This is a genomic window from Pedobacter miscanthi (assembly GCF_032678605.1).
In the GTDB taxonomy this organism is placed as follows: Bacteria; Bacteroidota; Bacteroidia; order Sphingobacteriales; family Sphingobacteriaceae; genus Pedobacter; species Pedobacter miscanthi_A.
The window spans coordinates 1-21,311 of record NZ_JAVTSU010000019.1; the positions used below are offsets into that span (position 1 = coordinate 1).

The 21,311-nt window shown below is 42.1% G+C and carries 13 protein-coding genes; 6 read left to right on the forward strand and 7 right to left on the reverse strand.

The window, feature by feature from the left end; translation table 11 throughout:
* From R2R28_RS23145 to R2R28_RS23165, 5 genes are all read left to right on the forward strand, one after another.
* Positions 1-217: hypothetical protein (locus R2R28_RS23145; protein ID WP_316828028.1), on the forward strand; the 217-nt coding region annotated here is incomplete at its 5' end.
* Positions 218-334: 117 nt separating this feature from the next.
* On the forward strand, positions 335-940 hold the full coding sequence (locus R2R28_RS23150) for a TetR/AcrR family transcriptional regulator (RefSeq protein WP_316828029.1): 606 nt from the start codon (positions 335-337) through the stop codon (positions 938-940).
* Positions 941-1,012: 72 nt separating this feature from the next.
* Positions 1,013-2,215 (forward strand): efflux RND transporter periplasmic adaptor subunit, encoded by a 1,203-nt coding sequence (locus tag R2R28_RS23155; protein ID WP_316828030.1) that lies wholly within the window; start codon positions 1,013-1,015, stop codon positions 2,213-2,215.
* A gap of 24 nt (positions 2,216-2,239) precedes the next feature.
* Positions 2,240-5,443, forward strand: a complete 3,204-nt coding sequence (locus R2R28_RS23160) for an efflux RND transporter permease subunit (RefSeq protein WP_316828031.1) — start codon at positions 2,240-2,242, stop codon at positions 5,441-5,443.
* Positions 5,430-6,836 (forward strand): TolC family protein, encoded by a 1,407-nt coding sequence (locus R2R28_RS23165; protein WP_316828032.1) that lies wholly within the window; start codon positions 5,430-5,432, stop codon positions 6,834-6,836. Before R2R28_RS23160 ends, R2R28_RS23165 begins: the two co-directional genes overlap by 14 nt.
* Before the next feature lie 457 nt (positions 6,837-7,293).
* Here the strand turns inward: R2R28_RS23165 and R2R28_RS23170 are convergent, their stop codons facing one another.
* The 7 genes from R2R28_RS23170 to R2R28_RS23200 form a co-directional block, all read right to left on the reverse strand.
* Positions 7,294-7,557 carry a hypothetical protein gene (locus tag R2R28_RS23170; RefSeq protein WP_316828033.1) on the reverse strand — a complete coding sequence of 88 codons (264 nt, stop codon included), beginning with the start codon at positions 7,555-7,557 and terminating at the stop codon, positions 7,294-7,296.
* A gap of 15 nt (positions 7,558-7,572) precedes the next feature.
* A complete protein-coding gene (locus R2R28_RS23175) occupies positions 7,573-8,166 on the reverse strand; it encodes a transposase (protein WP_316828034.1) in 594 nt (197 codons plus the stop codon).
* A 122-nt stretch (positions 8,167-8,288) separates the two neighbouring features.
* Complete coding sequence (locus tag R2R28_RS23180) at positions 8,289-8,708, reverse strand: transposase (protein WP_316828035.1); 420 nt, start codon at positions 8,706-8,708, stop codon at positions 8,289-8,291.
* A 386-nt stretch (positions 8,709-9,094) separates the two neighbouring features.
* Entirely contained in the window at positions 9,095-10,252 is a 1,158-nt protein-coding gene (gene nhaA / locus R2R28_RS23185) for a Na+/H+ antiporter NhaA (protein WP_316828036.1), read from the reverse strand.
* 708 nt (positions 10,253-10,960) lie between these two features.
* Positions 10,961-11,851: a PorP/SprF family type IX secretion system membrane protein gene (locus tag R2R28_RS23190; protein ID WP_316828037.1), complete on the reverse strand. Its 891-nt coding sequence runs from the start codon at positions 11,849-11,851 to the stop codon at positions 10,961-10,963.
* 38 nt (positions 11,852-11,889) lie between these two features.
* Positions 11,890-17,658 carry a CehA/McbA family metallohydrolase gene (locus R2R28_RS23195; RefSeq protein WP_316828038.1) on the reverse strand — a complete coding sequence of 1,923 codons (5,769 nt, stop codon included), beginning with the start codon at positions 17,656-17,658 and terminating at the stop codon, positions 11,890-11,892.
* 975 nt (positions 17,659-18,633) lie between these two features.
* Positions 18,634-19,254 (reverse strand): L-threonylcarbamoyladenylate synthase, encoded by a 621-nt coding sequence (locus R2R28_RS23200; RefSeq protein WP_167293758.1) that lies wholly within the window; start codon positions 19,252-19,254, stop codon positions 18,634-18,636.
* 84 nt (positions 19,255-19,338) lie between these two features.
* Here R2R28_RS23200 and R2R28_RS23205 point away from each other — a divergent pair, with 84 nt between their 5' ends.
* Complete coding sequence (locus tag R2R28_RS23205; RefSeq protein WP_316828039.1) at positions 19,339-21,000, forward strand: FMN-binding glutamate synthase family protein; 1,662 nt, start codon at positions 19,339-19,341, stop codon at positions 20,998-21,000.
* The last annotated feature ends 311 nt before the right edge of the window (positions 21,001-21,311 follow it).

Consider the following 21,311-nt stretch of genomic DNA (forward strand, 5'->3'; position numbering starts at 1 on the left):
AAGGATCCTGCTAGAAAGATTGCTTCGTCGGCTGAAAAGCCTTCTCGCAATGACGATAATTTATGCCGGATCTGCCAAAATGGGTGTCTTTACCTTAAACCTGACAATTTGTATCGCTGCGATGTCAGTTGTTTTTGTAGCGCGAAAAATCATGATCTGTAATTTTTTAATAAATGGATCAACTCAAAAATGTTCATTTAAATGCTTTAAAGATTGATTGTTAGGTGCAAAACCAGGTAATAAAATGTTTATGACAAATGAATGATTGTGAATTCTGGAATTGGTTCTACATTTGCTTAACGGTGTTAGATTATTTACACCTAATATTCCAGTCATGGGAAGTAAAGAAAGAATTCTACGTTTAAAAGATGAAACCAGAACAAAAATTCTGGATGCTGCCTTGAACATTGTTCAAACAGAGGGCTGGCAGGCATTGAGTATGCGTAAAATTGCCGACCAGATTGAATATACTGCCCCCATTATTTACGAATACTTTTCTAACAAAGATGGTATCTTACTGGAACTTACCAGAAGAGGATATTTATTGTTGGCGAAAGATATCCGCGAAGCGAGGGACAAACACGAATCAGCAGAAGATAAAATGGAAGCCATGTGGATTGCCTACTGGAATTTCGCCTTTGCCCACAAAGAATTTTATCAGTTGATGTATGGTGTGGATATGGTTTGTTGTACCGTTAAAAATTCAATGGCCGAAGCCGAAAACGTAGGAAGTATGTTAGGCGATGTAATTGAATCGTTATTCGAAAAGAAACCGGTTTCTGAAGATGATATCTGTATGAAGTATTACACTTATTGGTCAATCATCCACGGGTTAATTTCCATCAATCTTGTTCGCCCCAACGGAAGAACAACCGACGAACTAAACCAACAAATTTTAAAAGATGCCATCAAAGGCATCACGTTATCAATTAACAGTTAAAATATTTTTTTTACACCGTAATTTAACACTGTTAAATTATTTATACACAATAATCCAATTAAATTTAATTATATGAAATCTCTACATCGCTTGTATCCTTTACTTAACACCGTTAAATGGTTTAATGGTATTAAATCAATGTTAACAGTTTCTCTTCTTTCTATAATTTTGCTTAGCTGTAAATCATCTCCTGAGCAATCAGCTGGTGCTCCACCTCCGCCATCATTGCCGGTAAGCGCCATTAACTCAAGCACAGAAACCACGTATATCGAATATCCGGCCTCTATTCAAGGCGCTGTTGATATCGATGTCCGCCCGCAGGTGAGTGGTTACTTACAAAGTGTTTTGGTTAATGAAGGTGCTTATGTAACTGCCGGACAAACCTTATTCAAAATTAACGAAAACCCTTTCCGCGAGGCTTTAAACAATGCGAAAGCAAGCTTACACGCTGCTGAAGCTGCCATTTTAAACGCACAGCTTGAAGTGGATAAGTTAACCCCGCTGGTTCAAAACAAAGTTGTTTCTGATTTTCAGTTGAAGACCGCTAAAACGGCTTATAAAATTGCCCAGGCCAATGCGGAACAGGCTAAGGCGAGTGTAGCTTCTGCACAGATCAACTTAGGTTATACCAATGTTAAGGCTACGGTAAGTGGTTACATTGGCCGTATCCCTAAAAAACAAGGGAGTTTGGTTTCTCCAGGCGATCAGGTTGCTTTAACACAGTTATCGGATATCCACGAAGTACATGTTTATTTCGCACTTGCTGAAAACGATTTCAACAATTTTAATGCAAACTACCCGGGTAAAACACCTGCCGACAGGATTAAACATTTACCTGCAGTTGAGCTTTTATTGGCCGACAACTCTGCTTATCCAATTAAAGGTAAAATCGATATGATTGATGGTCAGTTTGATAAAAACACCGGTGCGATTACTTTAAGGGCAAGTTTCCCTAATGCGAGCGGAGTGCTTCGTTCGGGTAATACGGGTAAAATCCGTTTAGGCTTGCAACATGATGATGCCATTTTGGTACCTCAATCATCTACAGTAGAAATGCAGGATAAAGTATTCGTATTTACGGTAGGCGATAGCAGCAAGGTTAAGAAACAAGCCATTACCATTGTTGGTAAAAGCGGCGAAAATTACCTGGTTAAAGACGGGGTAAAGGTTGGCGACCAGATTGTGTTAAGCGGCGTTGATAAATTACAGGAGGGTATGGTAATCCAGCCTCAAAAAGCAACAGATAAAGTAGCTGTTGCAAGAACAAAAAAATAATACGACCATAAAATTTAAAAAGTCATGTTTCAGAAATTTATAGACAGGCCTGTACTTTCGACTGTTATTTCCATCTTATTGGTAATAGTTGGTATACTGGGCTTAACAAAGTTGCCCTTAGAGCGCTTTCCAAATATCGCACCTCCTTCGGTATTGGTAACTGCTGTGTATCCCGGGGCCAATGCCGAAACGATTTTGCGTTCGGTAACTCCTTCACTGGAGGAAGCAATTAATGGTGTGGAAAACATGACCTACATGACCTCCAGCGCCAGTAATGATGGTACCCTGGCGATTACGGTTTACTTTCAACAAGGTACCAACCCCGATCAGGCAGCGGTTAACGTGCAAAACCGTGTTTCGCAGGCCACAAGCCAGTTACCTTCGGAGGTTGTACAATATGGTATCACCACTACTAAACAACAAAATAGTTTTATTGGTGCTATCGGCGTTTACTCAGAAGACCCCAAAAAATACGATGCTGTTTTTGTAAATAACTATGCGCAGATTAATATCATTCCCGAACTTAAACGTATCCCGGGTGTAGGTTCTGCCAGTGTATTTGGTGGTATTAAAGATTATTCGATGCGTGTTTGGTTAAACCCAAGTCAACTGGCCACATATAAAATTACCCCTAATGAAGTGATTACTGCCATTCAGGATAAAAACCTGGAAGCAGCACCAGGTAGAGTTGGTGAACGTAGTAATGAGGCTTTTGAATATATCATTAAGTATAAAGGTAAACTTACCAAACCAGAGGAATATCAGAATATTGCGATCCGTTCTAATTCGGATGGTTCTATATTACGTTTAAAAGATGTGGCCCGTGTAGAGTTGGGTGCTTACAGTTATGGTAGTGTAAACCGTTTAAACGGACATGATGGTATTACCATTGGTGTAATCCAATTATCAGGCTCGAATGCCAACGAAATCCAGATTTCGATTGATAAACTGTTGGCAAAATTATCAAAAGATTTTCCGGCAGGTATTAAATACAACCAGTTTTACCGTACCAAAACCGATCTTGATGAATCCATCAACCAGGTGGAGCATACCTTGATCGAAGCTTTTTTACTGGTATTTATCGTGGTATTTATCTTCCTTCAGGATTTCAGGTCTACTTTAATTCCTGCCATTGCGGTTCCGGTAGCGATTATTGGTACGTTCTTTTTTATGCAGTTGTTCGGCTTCTCTGTTAACCTTTTAACACTGTTCGCATTGGTACTGGCCATTGGTATTGTGGTAGATGATGCGATTGTGGTGGTAGAAGCGGTGCATGCCAAAATGGAAGAAGACCCTACGCTTACACCGAAAGAGGCAACCATCCAGGCAATGAATGAAATTACCGGGGCCATTATATCGATTACACTGGTAATGGCAGCGGTATTTTTACCGGTTGGTTTTATGACGGGCTCAACAGGTATATTTTACAAACAGTTTGCCTTAACCATGGCGATAGCCATTATTATATCGGCGGTTAACGCTTTAACTTTAAGTCCTGCATTGGCTGCTTTATTTTTAAAGAACAAACATGCAGCAGGGGGACACGGACATAAAGCACCTAAAAAAGGCTTTGTTGACAAGTTTTATGCAGGCTTTAATGGCGGGTTTAATTACATGACCAACCGTTATATTGGTGGCTTAAAAGTACTTATCCGTCATAAATGGATCAGTATGGCAGGGCTTGCTTTAATCGTTGCGGTTACTGTTCTTTTGGTAAGCAAAACAAAAACGGGCTTTATTCCTACAGAGGATCAGGGTTTTGTGGCTATTGCGGTGGCTAGTCCATCAGGAACATCGTTAGCCAATACCAATAAAATGTTAAAACAGGCTGAAGCAGAGTTAAGGGCTATGCCATCTGCAAGATTTGTCATGTCGTTAGCAGGTTATAATTTCTTAACGGCATCAAACAGTCCTTCGGCTGGTCAGATTTTCTTATTGTTAAAACCAAATGAAGAAAGGGGGGCGGTTAAAAATATCGATGAAATACAAAATATTGTAAGGGGTAAAATGGCCGCTATATCTGCCGGTACCTTCTTCGTGTTCAGTTTTCCAACGGTACCGGGTTTTAGTAACGTTGAGGCTATGAACGTAATGTTACAGGATAAAACGAATGGCAGGCTGGATAAATTTAGTGGAGTAGCGAATAACTTTATCGGAAAGTTAATGGCGAAACCAGCCATTGCTTATGCTTTTACTTCATATAAAGCAGATTATCCTCAGTTACAACTGGATGTTAACGACGAAAAAGCGGATCAGCTGGGCGTAAGCAAAAAAGATATTTTGCAAACGATGCAGACTTATTTTGGTACTGCGCAAGCATCAGATTTTAACCGCTTTGGTAAATACTACCGTGTGGTGGTTCAGGCTGATATTGCCGACAGAACTGATCCTGCAAGTATTGACCGTGTGTTTGTTAAAAACAAGGCGGGAGAAAGTGTGCCAATTAGTACGCTGGTTAAATTAACGCGTGTGTATGGTTCGGAAACGGCTTCGCGTTATAACTTGTTTAACTCCATCGAGGTAAATGCGATCCCTAAACCGGGTTTCAGTTCTGGTGATGCGATTAAAGCGATAGAGGAAACGGCTAAGGAACAATTACCAACGGGATATGCGTACGAATTCTCGGGACAAACACGTGAGGAAATTTCTTCAGGTGGACAATCTACAGTGATATTCCTGCTTTGTTTGGTGTTTGTTTACTTCTTATTATCTGCACAGTATGAGAGTTACATCTTACCATTGGCGGTAATCTTATCTATCCCTACGGGTATATTCGGTGTGTTTGTGGTATTGGGTTTAACTGGTATCGAAAATAACATTTATGTACAGGTAGCGCTGATTATGCTAATCGGGTTGCTGGCTAAAAACGCCATCCTGATTGTAGAGTTTGCGGTGCAGCGACGAAAAGCAGGGCTGAGTTTGGTTGATTCGGCTATAGAAGCGGCTCGATTAAGGATCAGACCGATCATTATGACATCACTTGCGTTTGTATTCGGTTTATTCCCGATGAGTATTGCAACGGGTCCATCGGCACAGGGTAACCACTCCATTAGTATTGGTGCTGCCGGCGGTATGGTGTCAGGTGTAATTTTAGGTTTATTTATCATTCCGGTACTTTTCGTCATCTTCCAGGCTTTACAGGAAAAAATATCAAAAAAATCATCAAATGAGGTTGTTCAGCACCATGAAGAACCTGTAAATAATCATGCAGTTTATGAAACGGTTTAATATAGTTACCATCCTGCTCCTTGCTTTAATCTGGAGCGGATGTTCGGTTTCGAAAGATACAGCCCTGCCAAATGTTGTGCCAGGCTTATTCAGAAACACATCACCAAAAGACTCTTCGAGCATTGGCACTATGCCCTTGAAAAGTTTTATCAACGACCTTACTGTTCAAAATTTAATTGATACAGCACTGGTTAAAAATTACGACATGCAAATTGCATTGAAAAATATCGATGCAGCTGAGGTATTGTTTAAACAATCGAAACTGGGTTATTTACCTGAACTGAAATTGCAGGTTGCGGCAAGTACAAGCCGTCCATCTGATAACAGTTTAAATGGTTTAAGTCTGAACCAGTTTACAGGTTCTACACACATTGAAGATTACAGTGCTAATTTAGGTGTGTTTTGGGAAGCTGATATCTGGGGGAAAATCCGTAATCAAAAAGCTGGCGCATTAGCCAGTTTTTTGCAGACAGAGGAAGCGCGTAAGGCAGTACAAACCCGTTTGGTGAGCAATGTTGCACAAGGTTATTATAACCTGTTAATGCTTGATGCACAACTGGAAATTGCCAGAAAGAACTTAAAACTGAACGATAGCACGTTAAGGATTATCAATTTACAGTTTGATGCAGGTCAGGTTACTTCGCTGGCGATACAACAGGCTGAGGCACAACAATTGGTCGCGGCACAACTAATCCCTCGTTTGGAGCAGAATGTAACTTTGCAGGAAAATGCTTTAAGTGTGTTAATCGGTACGCTGCCAAAATCAATCAACCGTGAAAGCCGTTTGGATAAAATGGTAATCCCACAGGATTTAAATTCAGGTTTTCCGTCGGCTATGTTAAGCCGCAGGCCAGATATTAAAAGTGCAGAGTTAGCTTTAACGGTAGCCAACGCAAAGGTTGGTGTAGCGAAAGCAAGTTTATATCCTTCGCTGGTAATTACCGCAAGTGGGGGCGTAAACTCTTTTAAAGCAAGTAACTGGTTTAATGTACCTGCTTCGTTATTTGGATTGGTTTCTGGTGGTATTACACAACCAATCTTTCAACGTGGACAGTTAAAAAGCAATTTAGCGCTGGCTAAAATCGACCGTGAAAAAACAGTGATCCAGTTCCGTCAGTCGGTATTGAATGCGGTTGGCGAAGTGTCAGACGAGTTAACGAAAGTAGAGAAATTGAAAACGCAATATAGCATTGCTGAAAAAAGAACGTTGACTTTACAACAGGCTTCAAAAAATGCAAGTTTATTGTTTAAAAGCGGTATGGCCAACTATTTAGAGGTGATTACGGCACAAGGCAATTTATTGCAAAGCGAGCTTGAACTGGCTTCGATTAAAACAGAGCAGTTAAATGCTGTTGTAGGCTTATACCGCTCATTGGGCGGCGGCTGGAATTAATTTGACTTTAAAACCTATCAGGTTTTAAAAACCTGATAGGTTTTTTTAAGGATTTGTGTATAAATTTAGGCACTAAGAGCGCGATGTTCTTGGTGCTTTTTTTATTTTGTTGTCATCCTAAGTGCCTAGTCCGTTATTTCCCTCATTTCGTCATTTAACAATAACTCCGACATTGCGAAGCACGAAACAATCTTACTACTATGGGTTATCCGCCATCGGTACCACGCCCACTCCGTTTTCCCCCTATTGCTGTCAATCCTGAGGAACGAAGGATCTCTGAGTGTATATTACTTATTTGTGTTTACTCACTAGCTAATAAGTTTCCCTTCGCTCGGGCTTGCCTCGGTTACCGATGGAAAATTTCTATCGGCTCACCGCCACCGAGGGGCTCTTTCTTTTCTCTTGAGTGGCTGTTGCGCAACATCAATATTGAATCAAGCTGTTTCTTATTTTTATTTTAGTTTGCTGTCAGTGTGAGCATTTGTCTGATTGACTGGCTGAAATGCAAATGGTTTTTGACGACAACTATGGCGCTTGATACATTTAAGCAGGCTGTTCTGAAGCTGTTTTTGACTATTCGTTGTAAATTTGCTTTCGCCATGTAGTTAACCTGAATTTTACGCTCGGTAAACCTTAATAGCTTTTTCAGATTATAGGCAACTGCCGCCATAGTCATGCATTTATTTGCTTGAGCTAGCCCCTTTGTATTTATCTTTTTCATGCCATTGTTATTAACTCACGAGCCAATTACAGGTTCCACAGTGCTTTGCCTCTTTTTCATCAGTATTTTTGCTTTTTTGGTAAGCATGCGATAATGCATCCGCTCGTAATAGGGGCTATCCTCGGTTTGTTTTATAAGCGGGCCTTGAGTTTTCAATGCACTACAGTTATTTCTAAATGAGCATGAGTGGCAGTTCTTTATACTAGTTCTATAGTGCTTATTAATGTAATTGCCATCTTTTTGGCTTCCCCTATAGGTCAATCTCTTATTGTTCGGACAGGTATAAAAATCACCTTCAGCATTGTAGGGAAAGTCGGGGCGTTCATGTATATATTGGCCCCAGTTCGGTATATATCCCTGAATATTATTTTCTTCAAGAGCCTTTAGTGCCTCTCCACTGCTGTAACCGGCGTCCGCTATAACCTCTTCCAGGATAAGACCATGGGAGCTGAGGGTGTTTTTTACTTTTTTTACCATTTCTTCAAGGCATTGGCTATCTCTTTTATCTGCACTAAATGCCTCAATATGGGTAATCACATGTGAGGCAGTATCAACACTTACCTGACTTAAAAAGTTAAGTGCCGTTGCCTTGCCCGGCTTAACCGACATTTTTGCATCCGGGTCTGATGGACTGTAATGTGTCTTGTTGCCGGGGTTCTTTTTAGGTGGATCTCCCTTTCAACCATGCTATCTAATGAAGCATTGGCCTTTACATAAACCCCGTCTACTGCTTACCTTCGTCCTGATATCATCCCCTTGTCGATACACTGCTTAAGTACCAGTTGGAACACTTCGGTAAATACTTTCTGCCCATAGAGCTGTCTGGTACGGCTCAAGGTACTATGCCATGGAAGTTCCTCGTCAAGATCATATCCAAGAAAAAAAAGTATATCCATTCGCATTTTAGAAGTAGAGACAATCCGGCGGTCACTGTTCAGGTTTTCAAGATAACCAACCAACATTAATTTAATAAAAACAACAGGATCAATACTTTTTTGTCCCTCTCCACCATAATAATTACAAGTTGCCTTATACATAAAGCTAAAATCGATGAGATCTTTAAGTCTTCGGTAAATATTGTCGACAGGAACCGCATTTGAAAGCTGGAAACTTACAAATAGCTTTTCCTGAAAGTGCTTTTTTCCTTGCATGACTTAAAATACGGAGAAACTAGAAAAAACTGAAGTTAAGTTATCAACGGCTGTTAGTTGTGCAACAGCCACTTGATGATAAAGAAACAAACAATCAAGGCCTGGATCTGATGTTGGATAAATTCGTCAAAGCTTTTTGGTCGCCAGCACAAGCCCCGATGAAAAATCGGGGAGGGCGTGCTGCCTCGTAGTCGTGGTAAGTTGAAAGGAAGTGCTAAAGCTTTAACGTTTTCTCCTTCCATCATTTCCGATGCCGGATAGCAGTGCGCAGTAATTTGTCTTTTCAAACTCTTTCTTTTTCAGCTGAAAGCTGCCGATAGGCGGATAGGGGTCCTTGTGCCGCTCTGTGATTTTTTCTTTGTGATCTCTGTGGTTAAAATTTGTAGTTAACCCTTAGCTTTAACCGATTTCAAAAACACGAAACCCACCACGCCCGATAAGATTGATGCTGTTAATATCGCAAACTTGGCTTCTGAAACATGCAATACATCGCTAAAAGATAACAGGGCAATAAAAATCGACATGGTAAAACCGATTCCGGCCAGCATGCCTAAACCTAAGATATGTTTCCAGCCTGCTCCGGTGGGTAAATCGGCCCATTTCAGTTTCACGGCGAGCCAGCTAAAAAAGGTTACCCCAATGGTTTTGCCAAGAAATAAACCGACGATAATGCCGAGGCCGAGGGGTGAAACCAGTCCGGTAAGTATTTCTTTTTGGAAAGTGATATTGGTATTGGCCAGTGCGAAAACGGGCATAATGAGGTAATTTACCGGAGTAGTTAAAAAGTGCTCCAGTTTTTCTAAGGGCGATTCGATGTCGGTTTCGTTGGTGGGGATGGTGAAAGCCAGTAATACCCCTGCAATGGTGGCGTGGATGCCTGAGTGGTGGATGAAATACCAAAGGAATACACCCGGGATGAGGTAAAAGACCAGTTTCTTCACCCCGAAATAATTCATTAAGCCTAATAGCGCTAATACACCAGCTGCCATGGCGAGGTATTGGAAATGGATTTGGTTGGTATAAAAGATCGCGATGACGAGAATGGCACCAAGATCATCTACAATGGCCAACGCGGCGAGGAATATTTTTAAACTGGTGGGCACACTTTTACCCAGCATGGCGATAATGGCAAGGGCAAAGGCAATGTCGGTAGCCATGGGTATACCCCAGCCTCCGGCGGTTTCTGCACCTTTATTAAATAAAGAATAAATAATTGCGGGAATAAGCATGCCGCCTAAGGCTGCAATTACGGGTAAGGCTGCACTTTTAATGGAAGATAACTCACCTTCTACGAGTTCGCGTTTAATTTCGAGTCCCACTAATAAGAAAAATACCGCCATTAAGGCATCGTTAATCCAGGCCAGGATGCTGTAATTAATTTCACCAAAACCTAATTTAGTTTCCAAAAAGGCTTCGAAACCTTCTTTTGAGGATGTGTTCGCAATGATTAAGGAGATGGCTACACAGATTAACAGTAAAAAACCACCTACTTGTCCGGAGCGGAAGAAACGCTGAAATGCTTCCAGATTGATTAATTTAGCCATAGTGGTAAAAGTAATAAAAATGAAGGGATGATGTAAGGAAAAGGGTTGTTTTTATTCATGGTAAGTTTCTGTCATCCTGAGGCACGAAGGATCTCTGAGTGTATATCACTTGTTTGTGTTTATTCACTAGCTAATGGGCTTCCCTTGGCTCGGGCTTGCCTCGGTTACGGATGAAAATTTTTATCGGCTACCGATGGAAATTTCTATCGGTTCGCCGCCACCGAGGGGCTCTTTCTTTTCTCTTGAGTGGCTGTTAGTTGTGCAACAGCCACTCAATAAAAAGGTAACCAAAAATCAAGGCTTGCATCCTTTCTTGTAAAAAGCTACGGAAATCTTTATTGCGGCAGCATCGAGGCTCTTACCCTTGCTTTGGGCCTGCGCTCCCGCTTGATCCTGCCTTGGGTTGTGGGGTAATGAGGGGGAAGTGCAAAGATTTCCGTGCTTTTTCCTACGAAAATCTGCCAGGCCGGATAGCAGGGAGCAGATAGTGGGGTGCATAGTGCAGTATGCGGTAATTTGTTTTTTAGCGCTTTCCCTTTTCAGGGAAAGGTGCCGAAGGCGTATAGGGGTGAGGGCTGCGATCAATAAAAAAAGCCACAGATCTTTCGGTCTGCGGCTTAAGTCATTCGGTTTTTCCTTCCGGATGCGAATCCTAAAGTTTGTTGCATTACGATCCCGAATTAATTCGGGATGACGATTATTCTTTAATTACGGTTTCTTGCCAATATTTACCCGGATATTCACTTCGAAATCGCCATCGGTATAACCGCTGATGGCTGAAGTGGCGGTATTGTAATAAGCCATAAAATACAAGGTCGATTTATAGTTCATTCCAAAACCTATGGTGGCGTTTTGTGTATTGTGGTACATGGCCATCAGGTATAATTTATCGTTGGCAAAGTTTGCGTTTACACCTGCATCCCACAAATTATCATAGTTTTTAATCCCCCTGAAAACACCTTTTGGCTCTAAACTGATTCCATCGATGCCTGATCCTAAAGCGAATTTATAACTCACTGCCGAATAAAAGGTTGGTTTATCGGCAAAGTTTAAATCATCTTTCCTGAAAACAGAACGCATGTTGGGTACGGCACCTTCAACCGTTAATCCTTTTGAAGTATAAGAGATCCCGAAATCGCCATCTAAATAATAACCCCTGTCGTTAAAACGGGCGATGGATGGATCGTTGATGTCGCTGTTTCTTACACTGCTTAAATCGAGTTTATCCTGACTTGCGCCAAAAGAGATCCCAAAATTTAACTTCTGGTCGTCGTTATTTAATGGCAGGTGATAGGCAAAAGTACCCACCGCTTTGGTGCGCTGAATGCCACCCGATTTTTCGTTGTAGATATTTACCCCCCAGCCCACTTTGTTTACCTGCTGATCTAAGGTTACACTCTGGGTAATAGGTGCACCAGGAATGTTCGACCATTGTTTGCGGAAACTTCCGTTAATGTTGAAACCTTCATCAATACCGGCCATAGATGGGTTAATGAGGTAACGGTTTTGGAAATATTGTGCGTTTAGTGGAAGGATCTGCGCTTTTGCAGATCCTAAAAATAATGTAGTTGCAGCAAATAGAAACGTTACGCGACGCATTTGCTTTATGTTTTTTGTAATTGCTCTCATGTCTGTAATTAGTCTCTAATGATGTTGATATAACCTTTAAATGTACCGATACCATTCCCTAAATCGATGATGTAGTAATAGGTGCCTTCGCTTAGCGGACTACCGTTTATCGTTCCGTCCCAATCGTTGGCATAGGTATGTTTGGTGTATAACATGCGCCCGGCCTTATCAAATATCTTTAAGGTATTGTTTGGATAGTAATCGATATTTTTCACGATAAATTTATCGTTATACCCATCACCATTTGGTGTTACCACGGTGCTGGCTTCCAGTTTATAATCTTCTATTACCGTAATAACAATGGTTTGATCGCTTACACAACCACTTGCATTGGTTACGGTAGCGCGGTAAGATCCACTTTGTTTTGGCCTGATGGTTAAGGTTGAAGTATTTTGTCCGCTAACGATATCTGAACCAGACCAGCTGTATTGTGTACCGCCGGTAGCTGTTAAGATGATGGCATCACCTTTAGAAATGGATAAACCTTTATTGCTGTTGATGGAAACTACGGGTAAAGCGTTTACGGTTACAGTTGCCGATCCGGCTTGTGTTTGACTGGCATAAGCATCGGTTACGCTAACTAAAGCGTAGGTAAATGTACCTGTTGAATTGGTTGGTACACTAACCGTTGCGGTAGTAGAACTGGCGGTTACGGTACGGTTACTGCCTCCGTTTACGGTATAAGTAAAGGTATAAGGCGCTGTACCTACGGAACCGGTAAAAGTAATGTTTGGCGATGAACCGAAGTTACACACGGATGTAGTACCTGCAATAGCAGCCACTGGCAGCGGACGGATAATTACGGTTGCTGAACCGGTTTGCGGCTGCCCGCAGTTTACATCGGCCACGTTTACTAAATTGTAAACGAAAGTACCCACTGTATTGGTTGGCACCGAAACGGTTGCGGTATTGCCTGTTGAACTAACCGTTCTGTTTGTGCCACCGTTAATGTTGTAGGTGAATGTGTATGGTGCGGTTCCGTTGGCACCAGTAAAGGTAATATTAGGTGCTGCGGCCAGGTTAGGTACAGCTGTTGATCCTGAAATACCTGCGGTAGCTAAAGCCCTCACCGTGATGGTTGCTGTTCCGCTTTGTGCCTGACCAGCGTTTACATCGCTAACGTTTAACAAATTGTAGTTAAAAGTACCTGCAACGTTTGCGGGAGCGGTTAAAGTAGCAGTAGTGTTTGTACCCATTGTAGTAACGGTTTGGCTTGTGCCGCCGTTAATGTTGTAGGTAAACACGTACGGGCCCGTTCCGTTTCCACCAGTGAATGTAACCGTTGGTGCGGTACCGTTTAAACATAAAGCGGTAGTTCCTGCAATGCCAGCCACGGGAATAGGATTAATTTTAACCGTAGCGGAGATGTTTTGCGGCTGGGTACTGTAAGCATCGGTAATGCTGGTAACGGTATAAAGAAAAGTACCTACGGTATTGGTTGGCACTGTTACAGTTGCCGTGTTGGTTGCTGATGTTAAAGTTTGGCTGGCACCACCATTAATATTATAGCTAAAGGTAAATGGCGCTGTACCTGCGGTTGCGGTAAAGGTAATAACCGGCGCTGTTGTATTTACAGGGATAGAAATATTACCACTTAAGGCTGCAACTGGTTTGGCATATATTTTTAGGTTAGCCGGCGTATAGTTAATGGCATAATTGGTGCTTAAGGCCAATGTGCCCTGCTGAATGGCATAATCGCCGGCAGTTTCGCCGGTAACACGGCTTAATGTGCCTGTAAAGGCATCGGTACCAATTAATGCCGGGGTAGAAACATAGGTAAATGCCGGATCAACGGTGCCTTCTACCTTGGTTTTGGCATCTGCCGTAACGGCAATGGCTTTAGGGGCAATGGTTAATACCTGTTGTTTGGCTACTGCCGGGTTAAAGAAAGTATCGCCAGGCTGATCGGCCGTGATGGTTACGGTACCTGCTTTTACAATGTGGATATCGTTATTGCTGATGGTGGCAATATTGGTATCGCTACTGGCATAAGTAATGTTTATCGCGGTATTATCGCTGGTAGCGCCTGCAACTAAATCAGGGTCGCCATAAGTAGCGGTTCTGGTGGCTGTAAAAGTAATGGTCTGGTCTTTTTTAACGGTTGCATCATCCCTGCTGTACCAGATAGGAGAGGTAATGATCCGGCTTCCGTCTGTTTCCACAATATCAGCATAATAATAGCCGGTGGCTAAGTTGGCCAAGGCATTATCGGTGTAAGTTAAACTTGCTGTTGGGCTGGTGGTTAACTCTACGGGATTGGTACCGCTTCCAGGTGTTCCGTATAAAATCCGGATACTGGTTACCGGGCTGGTGGTAATCGAACTCACGGAGATTTGTGGCGCACCAGCTGTTTTAAATACGCTACCTACGGGTTGTTTGTTAATGGTGAAAACCACTTTAGCAGCCGAATCTTCTGAAGCATAAAAACGCATCTTTTTAATGGCATCCAATAAATCATTTTCGGTAAGGGCAGGGGCCAATACCACTAACCTGGCACGGGTATGCTTGCCAAAAGTTAAATTGTGGTTATCATGATCAATGGTTGCCCCAAGGTGATAACCTTTAGCAAGCATCCGGTTGTAATAGCTTAAATAACTCATCGAGCTGGCCGGATCTGAATAGGTAACATTGGTTGAAAAAGCAGGACCACTTTCGAGCGCGGTACCTACAATGGCGCTATCTGCACTTAAATCGTAAGTAGCCGAAATGTTGTTGTAATCGGTTGTATTGGGGTGGGCCAGGGTGGCTACGGCATTTAAGCCATGGCGGTTAATAATCCTGAATAAACCTGCAGGACCAGTGTAGGTGCTTTTAGGTACATAAATCTGATTTTCGCCAGATTCCCAGCCGATCAGTGAATCGATACCGTATACAATTACGTGTCCGCCGCCACTGATTACGCCCCATTCCATACCGTGCATGGCCACGAAGGTAGAAGTTGTTGCTCTTTTAGCGGCATCGATACCCGGTTGCCAGTTGGCTAATGACATGCCTGCCTGGGTGTGGTTATGCTCTGATATCCCCAGGAAATCGAGGTTCATTGCCGTTTTGGCAAAGGCATAATCATCTTCTGGCTTTTTGGTTAAATCGTCTTTATTTCCGTCAGAATAACTGCTGTGGCTGTGTAAGTTGCCATAGTAGAAATTTAATTTATTTACATCCAGGATACCGGTTTTAAAGTTCCCCAAAAGTGGCTGTGTAGTTAAATACAATGGGCCACCACTGCAGGCACTGTTTACGGCATAGGTAAAGAAATAATAATTGGTGTTTTGAGTCAGGCCATTTCTGATAAACGAAGTGCCTGTTCCTCTTTTTACTACGATACCACCACCTAAAGCGTCGCCCACGTTATAAACCGTTTGGTTTACCGGAGCTGCGGTTAAAGTATTGCTGGTGCTCATCACCACCAGGTATTCATCAGCTGAACTTGGAGCAGTGAAAGAGGCCTGGATAAAATTATAGTTAGAAGAAGTAATGGTAAAACCTGTGGGCTGTGCGGTTGGAGTGGCACAAGGCAATAAAGTTTTGGTGGTTTGTGCAGCGGTTAAAATATTGGTGGCTAAATATTTCGGTCCGCCTGTACAAGAAAGGTTATTTAAGGGAACAATAAAATAATTGTAAGTGGTAGAGCTGGTTAAACCGTTATCGGTAAAGGTATTGCTTACAATTTTATTCACTACTGTACCACCGCCAAAAGCAGAGCCAATGGTATATGCGGTGCCATCAACCGGGGTTGCATTTAAAGTTGTGTTTAAACTTCTGATGATCAGGTATTCGTTGGCATCAGTTGATTTAGTGAAAGTAGCGGTGATGCTGCCTGTGGTTACTGCACTAAAAGTTAATGCAGTTGCCGGGCTGGTTGGCGCAGCACAGGTAGGCAGGTTTGGCGGAAAATGTACGCCTAATCTGTTGGCATCGTCATCATCAATGGCATTCTGAACGGTAGCTAAAGGTGTTCTGGTCCAGTCGTCGGCAATAAAAGCTGAACTAGGTGCAGTAACATTGAGGCTTCTTACATAAGAAACATCTTTGGCATTTACCCCTTGCCCGAAAGCATCGATGATGTTGTTATTCGCATCTAATAAAGCTACGCCATCATTTCCATTGAAATTGATTACGGTATTGCTGTTTAATATGGCGCTGGCGGGACTAAGGTAAGGGACTTCGGTATTGCTGTTGCCCGTATTTCCTAATAATACCGATCCAAGTGCAGGGATGGTGAAGTTTAAATCAACAATTTGAGATGGTGCACCCGTAATGTTGATATTTCCTGCATCGCCCGAAATATTGTATAAGGCTAATTTTAACTGAGGTGATGCGGTATTGATTGGGGCATTGGTGAGGTTGGTTAATTCAATCCATTTGTTTACTGAGGTACCTTCGTAATACTGACTGATGATTACCGGTGCGCTCACCAAAGGAGGATTAGCGGTTGTGGCATCTACAGTAGCTACTGTGGTTTGTAAATTGCCGGTAGCATCCTGTGCAACTACATATAAAGTATAACCTGTTGCAATTGTTAAGCCGGTAATGGATGCGCTGGCATCTGCATTTGCGGCATTGGCAAACGATCCAGATTTTAAAGCAGCAGCTCCGGTACCATCCTGTGCAGCTTTAACTTGTGCAGGTGTTGGTGCAGTGCCTCCGGAAAGGGCTAAAACGTAATAAGTGGTACCCGCTTCGTTGATGTTATTAACGAAAGCTACCGAAGTTGTGGTAACCATTGTGGTTTTTGGGTAAGTTGCTGCAGTTAGGGGTGGGGTAACATCAGCCGTGCCCAGTGTGGTTACATTAAGAAGCGCAACCGAAGTTTGTAAATTAGGTGTGCTTGCAGCATCTTCTGCCACAACGTAAACGGCGTAATTTGTTGTCGCGGTTAATCCGGTAACTGAAGTGCTCACATCGGTATTGGCTGCATTAATTAAAGAACCAGATTTAATGGCTGCTGTGCCACTTCCATTTAAGCCAGCTTTTACCTGGGCAGGTGTTGGAGCGGGACTACCTGATGGAGTAACCACGTAATAAGTTTTACCCGGCTCATCAATATTATGGGTCAGGCTAAAAGAGGTTGAGGTAATATTTGATGTTTTAGGATATGAAGCTGTATTTACAGGGGGCGTATTATCGGTGCCAGAGAGGGCAGAACCAGAAATGGCTACGTCATCAATACTAAAGGTACCGCCTGCAGCTTCGGCATTGTAACCATAAAAACGAAAAGTAGTTGCGGTAGTAATGCTGGTAAAACCTGTTAATGTAATGGTACTGCCTGCTTCAGCAGCTGTTGCTGCATCCTGCACCTGAAAAATGTTCCCGGTTACTACCTGAAGATCTGCATTGGCAGGAGATACAGATGCTGGTAAATTGGCGACATAACCATCTTTGCTTGATCGTACACTGTACTGTCTGATCCCGGTTCCGGAGCGTTGTAAGGTAAATTTGATTCCGGTGATGTTTAAGGTAAAACCCGAAACAGGTGTAATGGTAACCTCATAGTATTTGGTTAAATCTATGGCACCGGTAAAAACATCGCTGGCATTGGTTGCGCCCGTAGGCTGACTAGTGAAAGAAAACCTTCCGCCGGCATTGGGATTGGCAGAAACGGCCCCGTTAGCGGTAAAAGAACCAAAGGTAACTCCGGTTGCAGTTGGAACCGCAGTGGGGTCTGTTTTACCAGTGGTAGTAGAAACACTACTGAAACTGTAGGTTCCGTTAAAACTTTGGGCAAACAATGAAGTTGCCAAAAGCATTGTAAAACAAAATAATAAAAGTTTTTTCATATAATTTTTTTAGGGATATGAAATGATGAATGATTTTTTAGAATAAGTTGGTCAGCAAAATAAGGGTATGTTGCTTACGGAATTTCAGGGAACGATCCCGCTAAGGTGTGGTTACTTTGAAGTAGAGTTTTGCCATAAAGAATAATAAGGATTAGAAAATTTTAATGATCCAGGGTAAAATAACTACTCAAACTATTGATTAAGGCTATTTATAACTCGGATTTTGGGAAATCATTTGTCTGGCAGATGATTCTAACTGGGAAGCCAGTATTATTGAAGTAATTGTAGCGCCATATAGAGTAATTAGGTTACGAAAATAGTGGTAACATGTTAATTCAGTATTACAGGTATATTAATTTAGTTGTTAGTTTGGTTAAAAGCTTGGGGAGTAAACTTTTAAAAATATAAATTTATATATTTCTTTGATATTTAGGTTAGATGTTGATAAATTCTGAGGATTTGGGGAGTTTTTGCAGATCTGCAGATTTTCGGTTAAGTAGATATAATGGGTAAGGAGATTTTTCTTCCCGCTCTATGCCTCGGGGCATCAAACTTTTGAGGCATCAAAAGTATGCAAAAATGCTTTGTCAATCCGGCAATGTGGCTTCTCACCATCCCACGCTCATCAAAAAAACATCGGCATTGTTTTGTGTTCAATTCACTTAAAGCTTTTGAATGATCGTTTACGAACACAAAACCACTGCGTTTCAGGTTTGGCGGTGCCATTTGTGCTCTACTGCAACTGTTTTTTTGATCCTTCCGCCACTTGGGATTGACGGCGTTCTTCGGTACAGGCAGTTGAGTTTTTTAGAGGGAGTTAGCACAATGCCTAAAATCATATTTAAAAAGATGCGTTTAAATTAGCGGTTTGTGGGAATAAAATTCACTCCCTGATGATTCGAATTGGCTTAAACTTTTCTATCTGTATGCATCTGTGTCAATCTGTGGCTAAAAAATATTGGTTTTACCCTTTAGCTACAAATACTCTTCAATATTTCCTTTCCCTTCACGAATCACTTCAAATTCACCTGTGGTACAATCAATCACCGTTGAAGCTTCATTATCACCAAAACCGCCATCAATCACTAAATCAACCAGGTCTTCGTATTTTTCGTGGATCAGTTCCGGATCGGTAGAATATTCAATTACATCATCATCATCTTTTATCGAAGTAGAAAGGATGGGGTTGCCTAACTCCTTAACAATACAGCGTGCAATGTTGTTATCGGGTACACGGATACCCACTGTTTTTTTATTAGAACTTAGTAATTTAGGTACGTTGTTATTGGCGTTAAAAATAAAGGTAAACGGACCTGGTAAAGCTTTTTTTAACACCCTGAAGGTGGTATTATCAATAGGTTTAATATAATCAGAAATATGCTTTAAATCGTGACAGATGAAAGAGAAATTTGCCTTTTCGGGTTTTATGCCCCTGATGCGGCAGATTTTTTCGATCGCTTTCGGGTTGGTGATATCACAGCCCAAACCATAAATCGTATCTGTTGGATAGATGATCAGGCCACCTTTTTTTAGTACCTCTACAACTTGTTCAATGGCCCTTTCGTTTGGGTTTTCTGGATAAATCTTAATAAGCATAGCGTAAAAATAACAATTTAATGGTGTCAGTTGTTTAATAATCCTAATCTTTGTATCAACAAAACATACGCTAATCTATTATTTATGAGAAAAGCTTTCGTCGCAATTGCCGGATTTTTAATTGCCCTAACCATTATGCTGGGCTTGTACCATCCTTTTTTATGGTGGACATTCATCTTCACAGGTCCTTTTGTACTGCTTGGCGTGTACGATTTATACCAGCCTAAACACAGTATTGTAAGAAATTACCCGGTATTTGGCCGTTTAAGGTATTTTATGGAAGAGTTGAGGCCGAAAGTTTATCAATATTTTGTAGAAAGCGATACCAATGGTACACCTTATAACAGGTTAAACCGTTCGTTGATTTATCAGCGTGCCAAAAAAGATAATGATACCATTCCATTCGGAACGCAGTTAAACGTATATGATAATGGTTACGAGTGGTTAAGCCATAGCATTGCGGCCATCTCACACCACGAATTAAATTTAGATCCCCGCGTTACCGTTGGCGGACCAGACTGCACGAAACCTTATTCGGCCAGTATCTATAATATTTCGGCCATGAGTTTTGGTTCGTTAAGTCAGAATGCCATTTTAGCCTTAAATGGCGGTGCCAAAATGGGCAATTTTGCCCACAACACCGGCGAAGGCGGCATCAGCGATTACCACCGTCAGCCCGGTGGCGATTTAATCTGGCAGATTGGTACCGGTTATTTCGGCTGTCGCAATACAGATGGCACTTTCAATTACGATGCTTATGCCGAGCGGGCAAAAACCGATCAGGTTAAAATGATCGAAATTAAACTTTCGCAAGGGGCTAAACCTGGTCATGGCGGGATGTTGCCAGCTAAAAAAGTAACACCAGAGGTGGCCAGGATCCGTTTGGTGCCCGAAGGTAAAGATGTATTATCTCCACCGGCACACTCGGCATTTAATACACCGATTGGTTTGATCGAATTTGTTAAAAAACTTCGCGATTTATCAGGAGGCAAACCGGTAGGGTTTAAACTTTGTATCGGTCGTAAAAGCGAATTTTATGCCATTTGTAAAGCGATGATAGAAACGGGGATTTATCCTGATTTTATTACCGTAGATGGTGGCGAGGGTGGTACAGGTGCTGCACCACAAGAGTTTTCGAATTCGGTAGGTATGCCTTTGCGTGAGGGTGTGGCTTTTGTTTATGATGTATTAAACGGTTTCGATTTAAAGAAACACATTAAAATTATTGCCTCTGGTAAAGTGGCAACAGGTTTCGATCTGGTTAAAAATATAGCATTGGGTGCCGATATGTGTAATGCGGCCCGTGGAATGATGTTTGCCTTAGGTTGTATTCAGGCTTTAGAATGTAACAGCAATACCTGTCCAACTGGTGTAGCCACACAAGATCAGAGTTTAATGAAAGGCCTTGTGGTAGAAGATAAAACCGTTCGTGTTAAAAACTTCCATAACCTTACCGTGGCCAGTGCTGTTGAACTATTGGGGGCCGCAGGTTTAAGGGAAACGCATCAGCTAAGCCGTGCTTACATCAACAGGAGGGTGAGTCCGAGTGTGATACAGAGTTATTTAGAGAGTTTTCCATATATTCCTGCAGGTAGTTTATTACAAACACCTTATCCAACCCGTTACGAACTGGGCATGGCGTTGAGTACTTCGCAAAGTTTTGCGCCAACCGATTATAAAGTATCTGCGGTTGATTATGCACATGCCAATCCATACGGAGATACAATGCATGATGATGGGCGTTAATAGCGCAGAGGCTTTGGGGGATAAGTGTAGGCAGAACTTCGGTGGTGTAGCCAAAGGGAAAAAATAAGGGTTTTTAGAAAATCAGGTGCAGTGGTGCATGGGTTCTGTTCGGTCCCGCTTTTTGCTTGTAGTCCTGGCATGAAGCCAGGAGCTACCGCTTCAATCGGGTTTAGGTGGCAGGGATAGGGGATCTATTAATGTGTAACCCACCAAACGTTTTTTACCCATGAGGCGTCACGCTAGGACGATTTGCTTGAAATGCTTAATTGGTGCGAGCTTATATTGATTTGGTCGTCATCCTGATACGATAG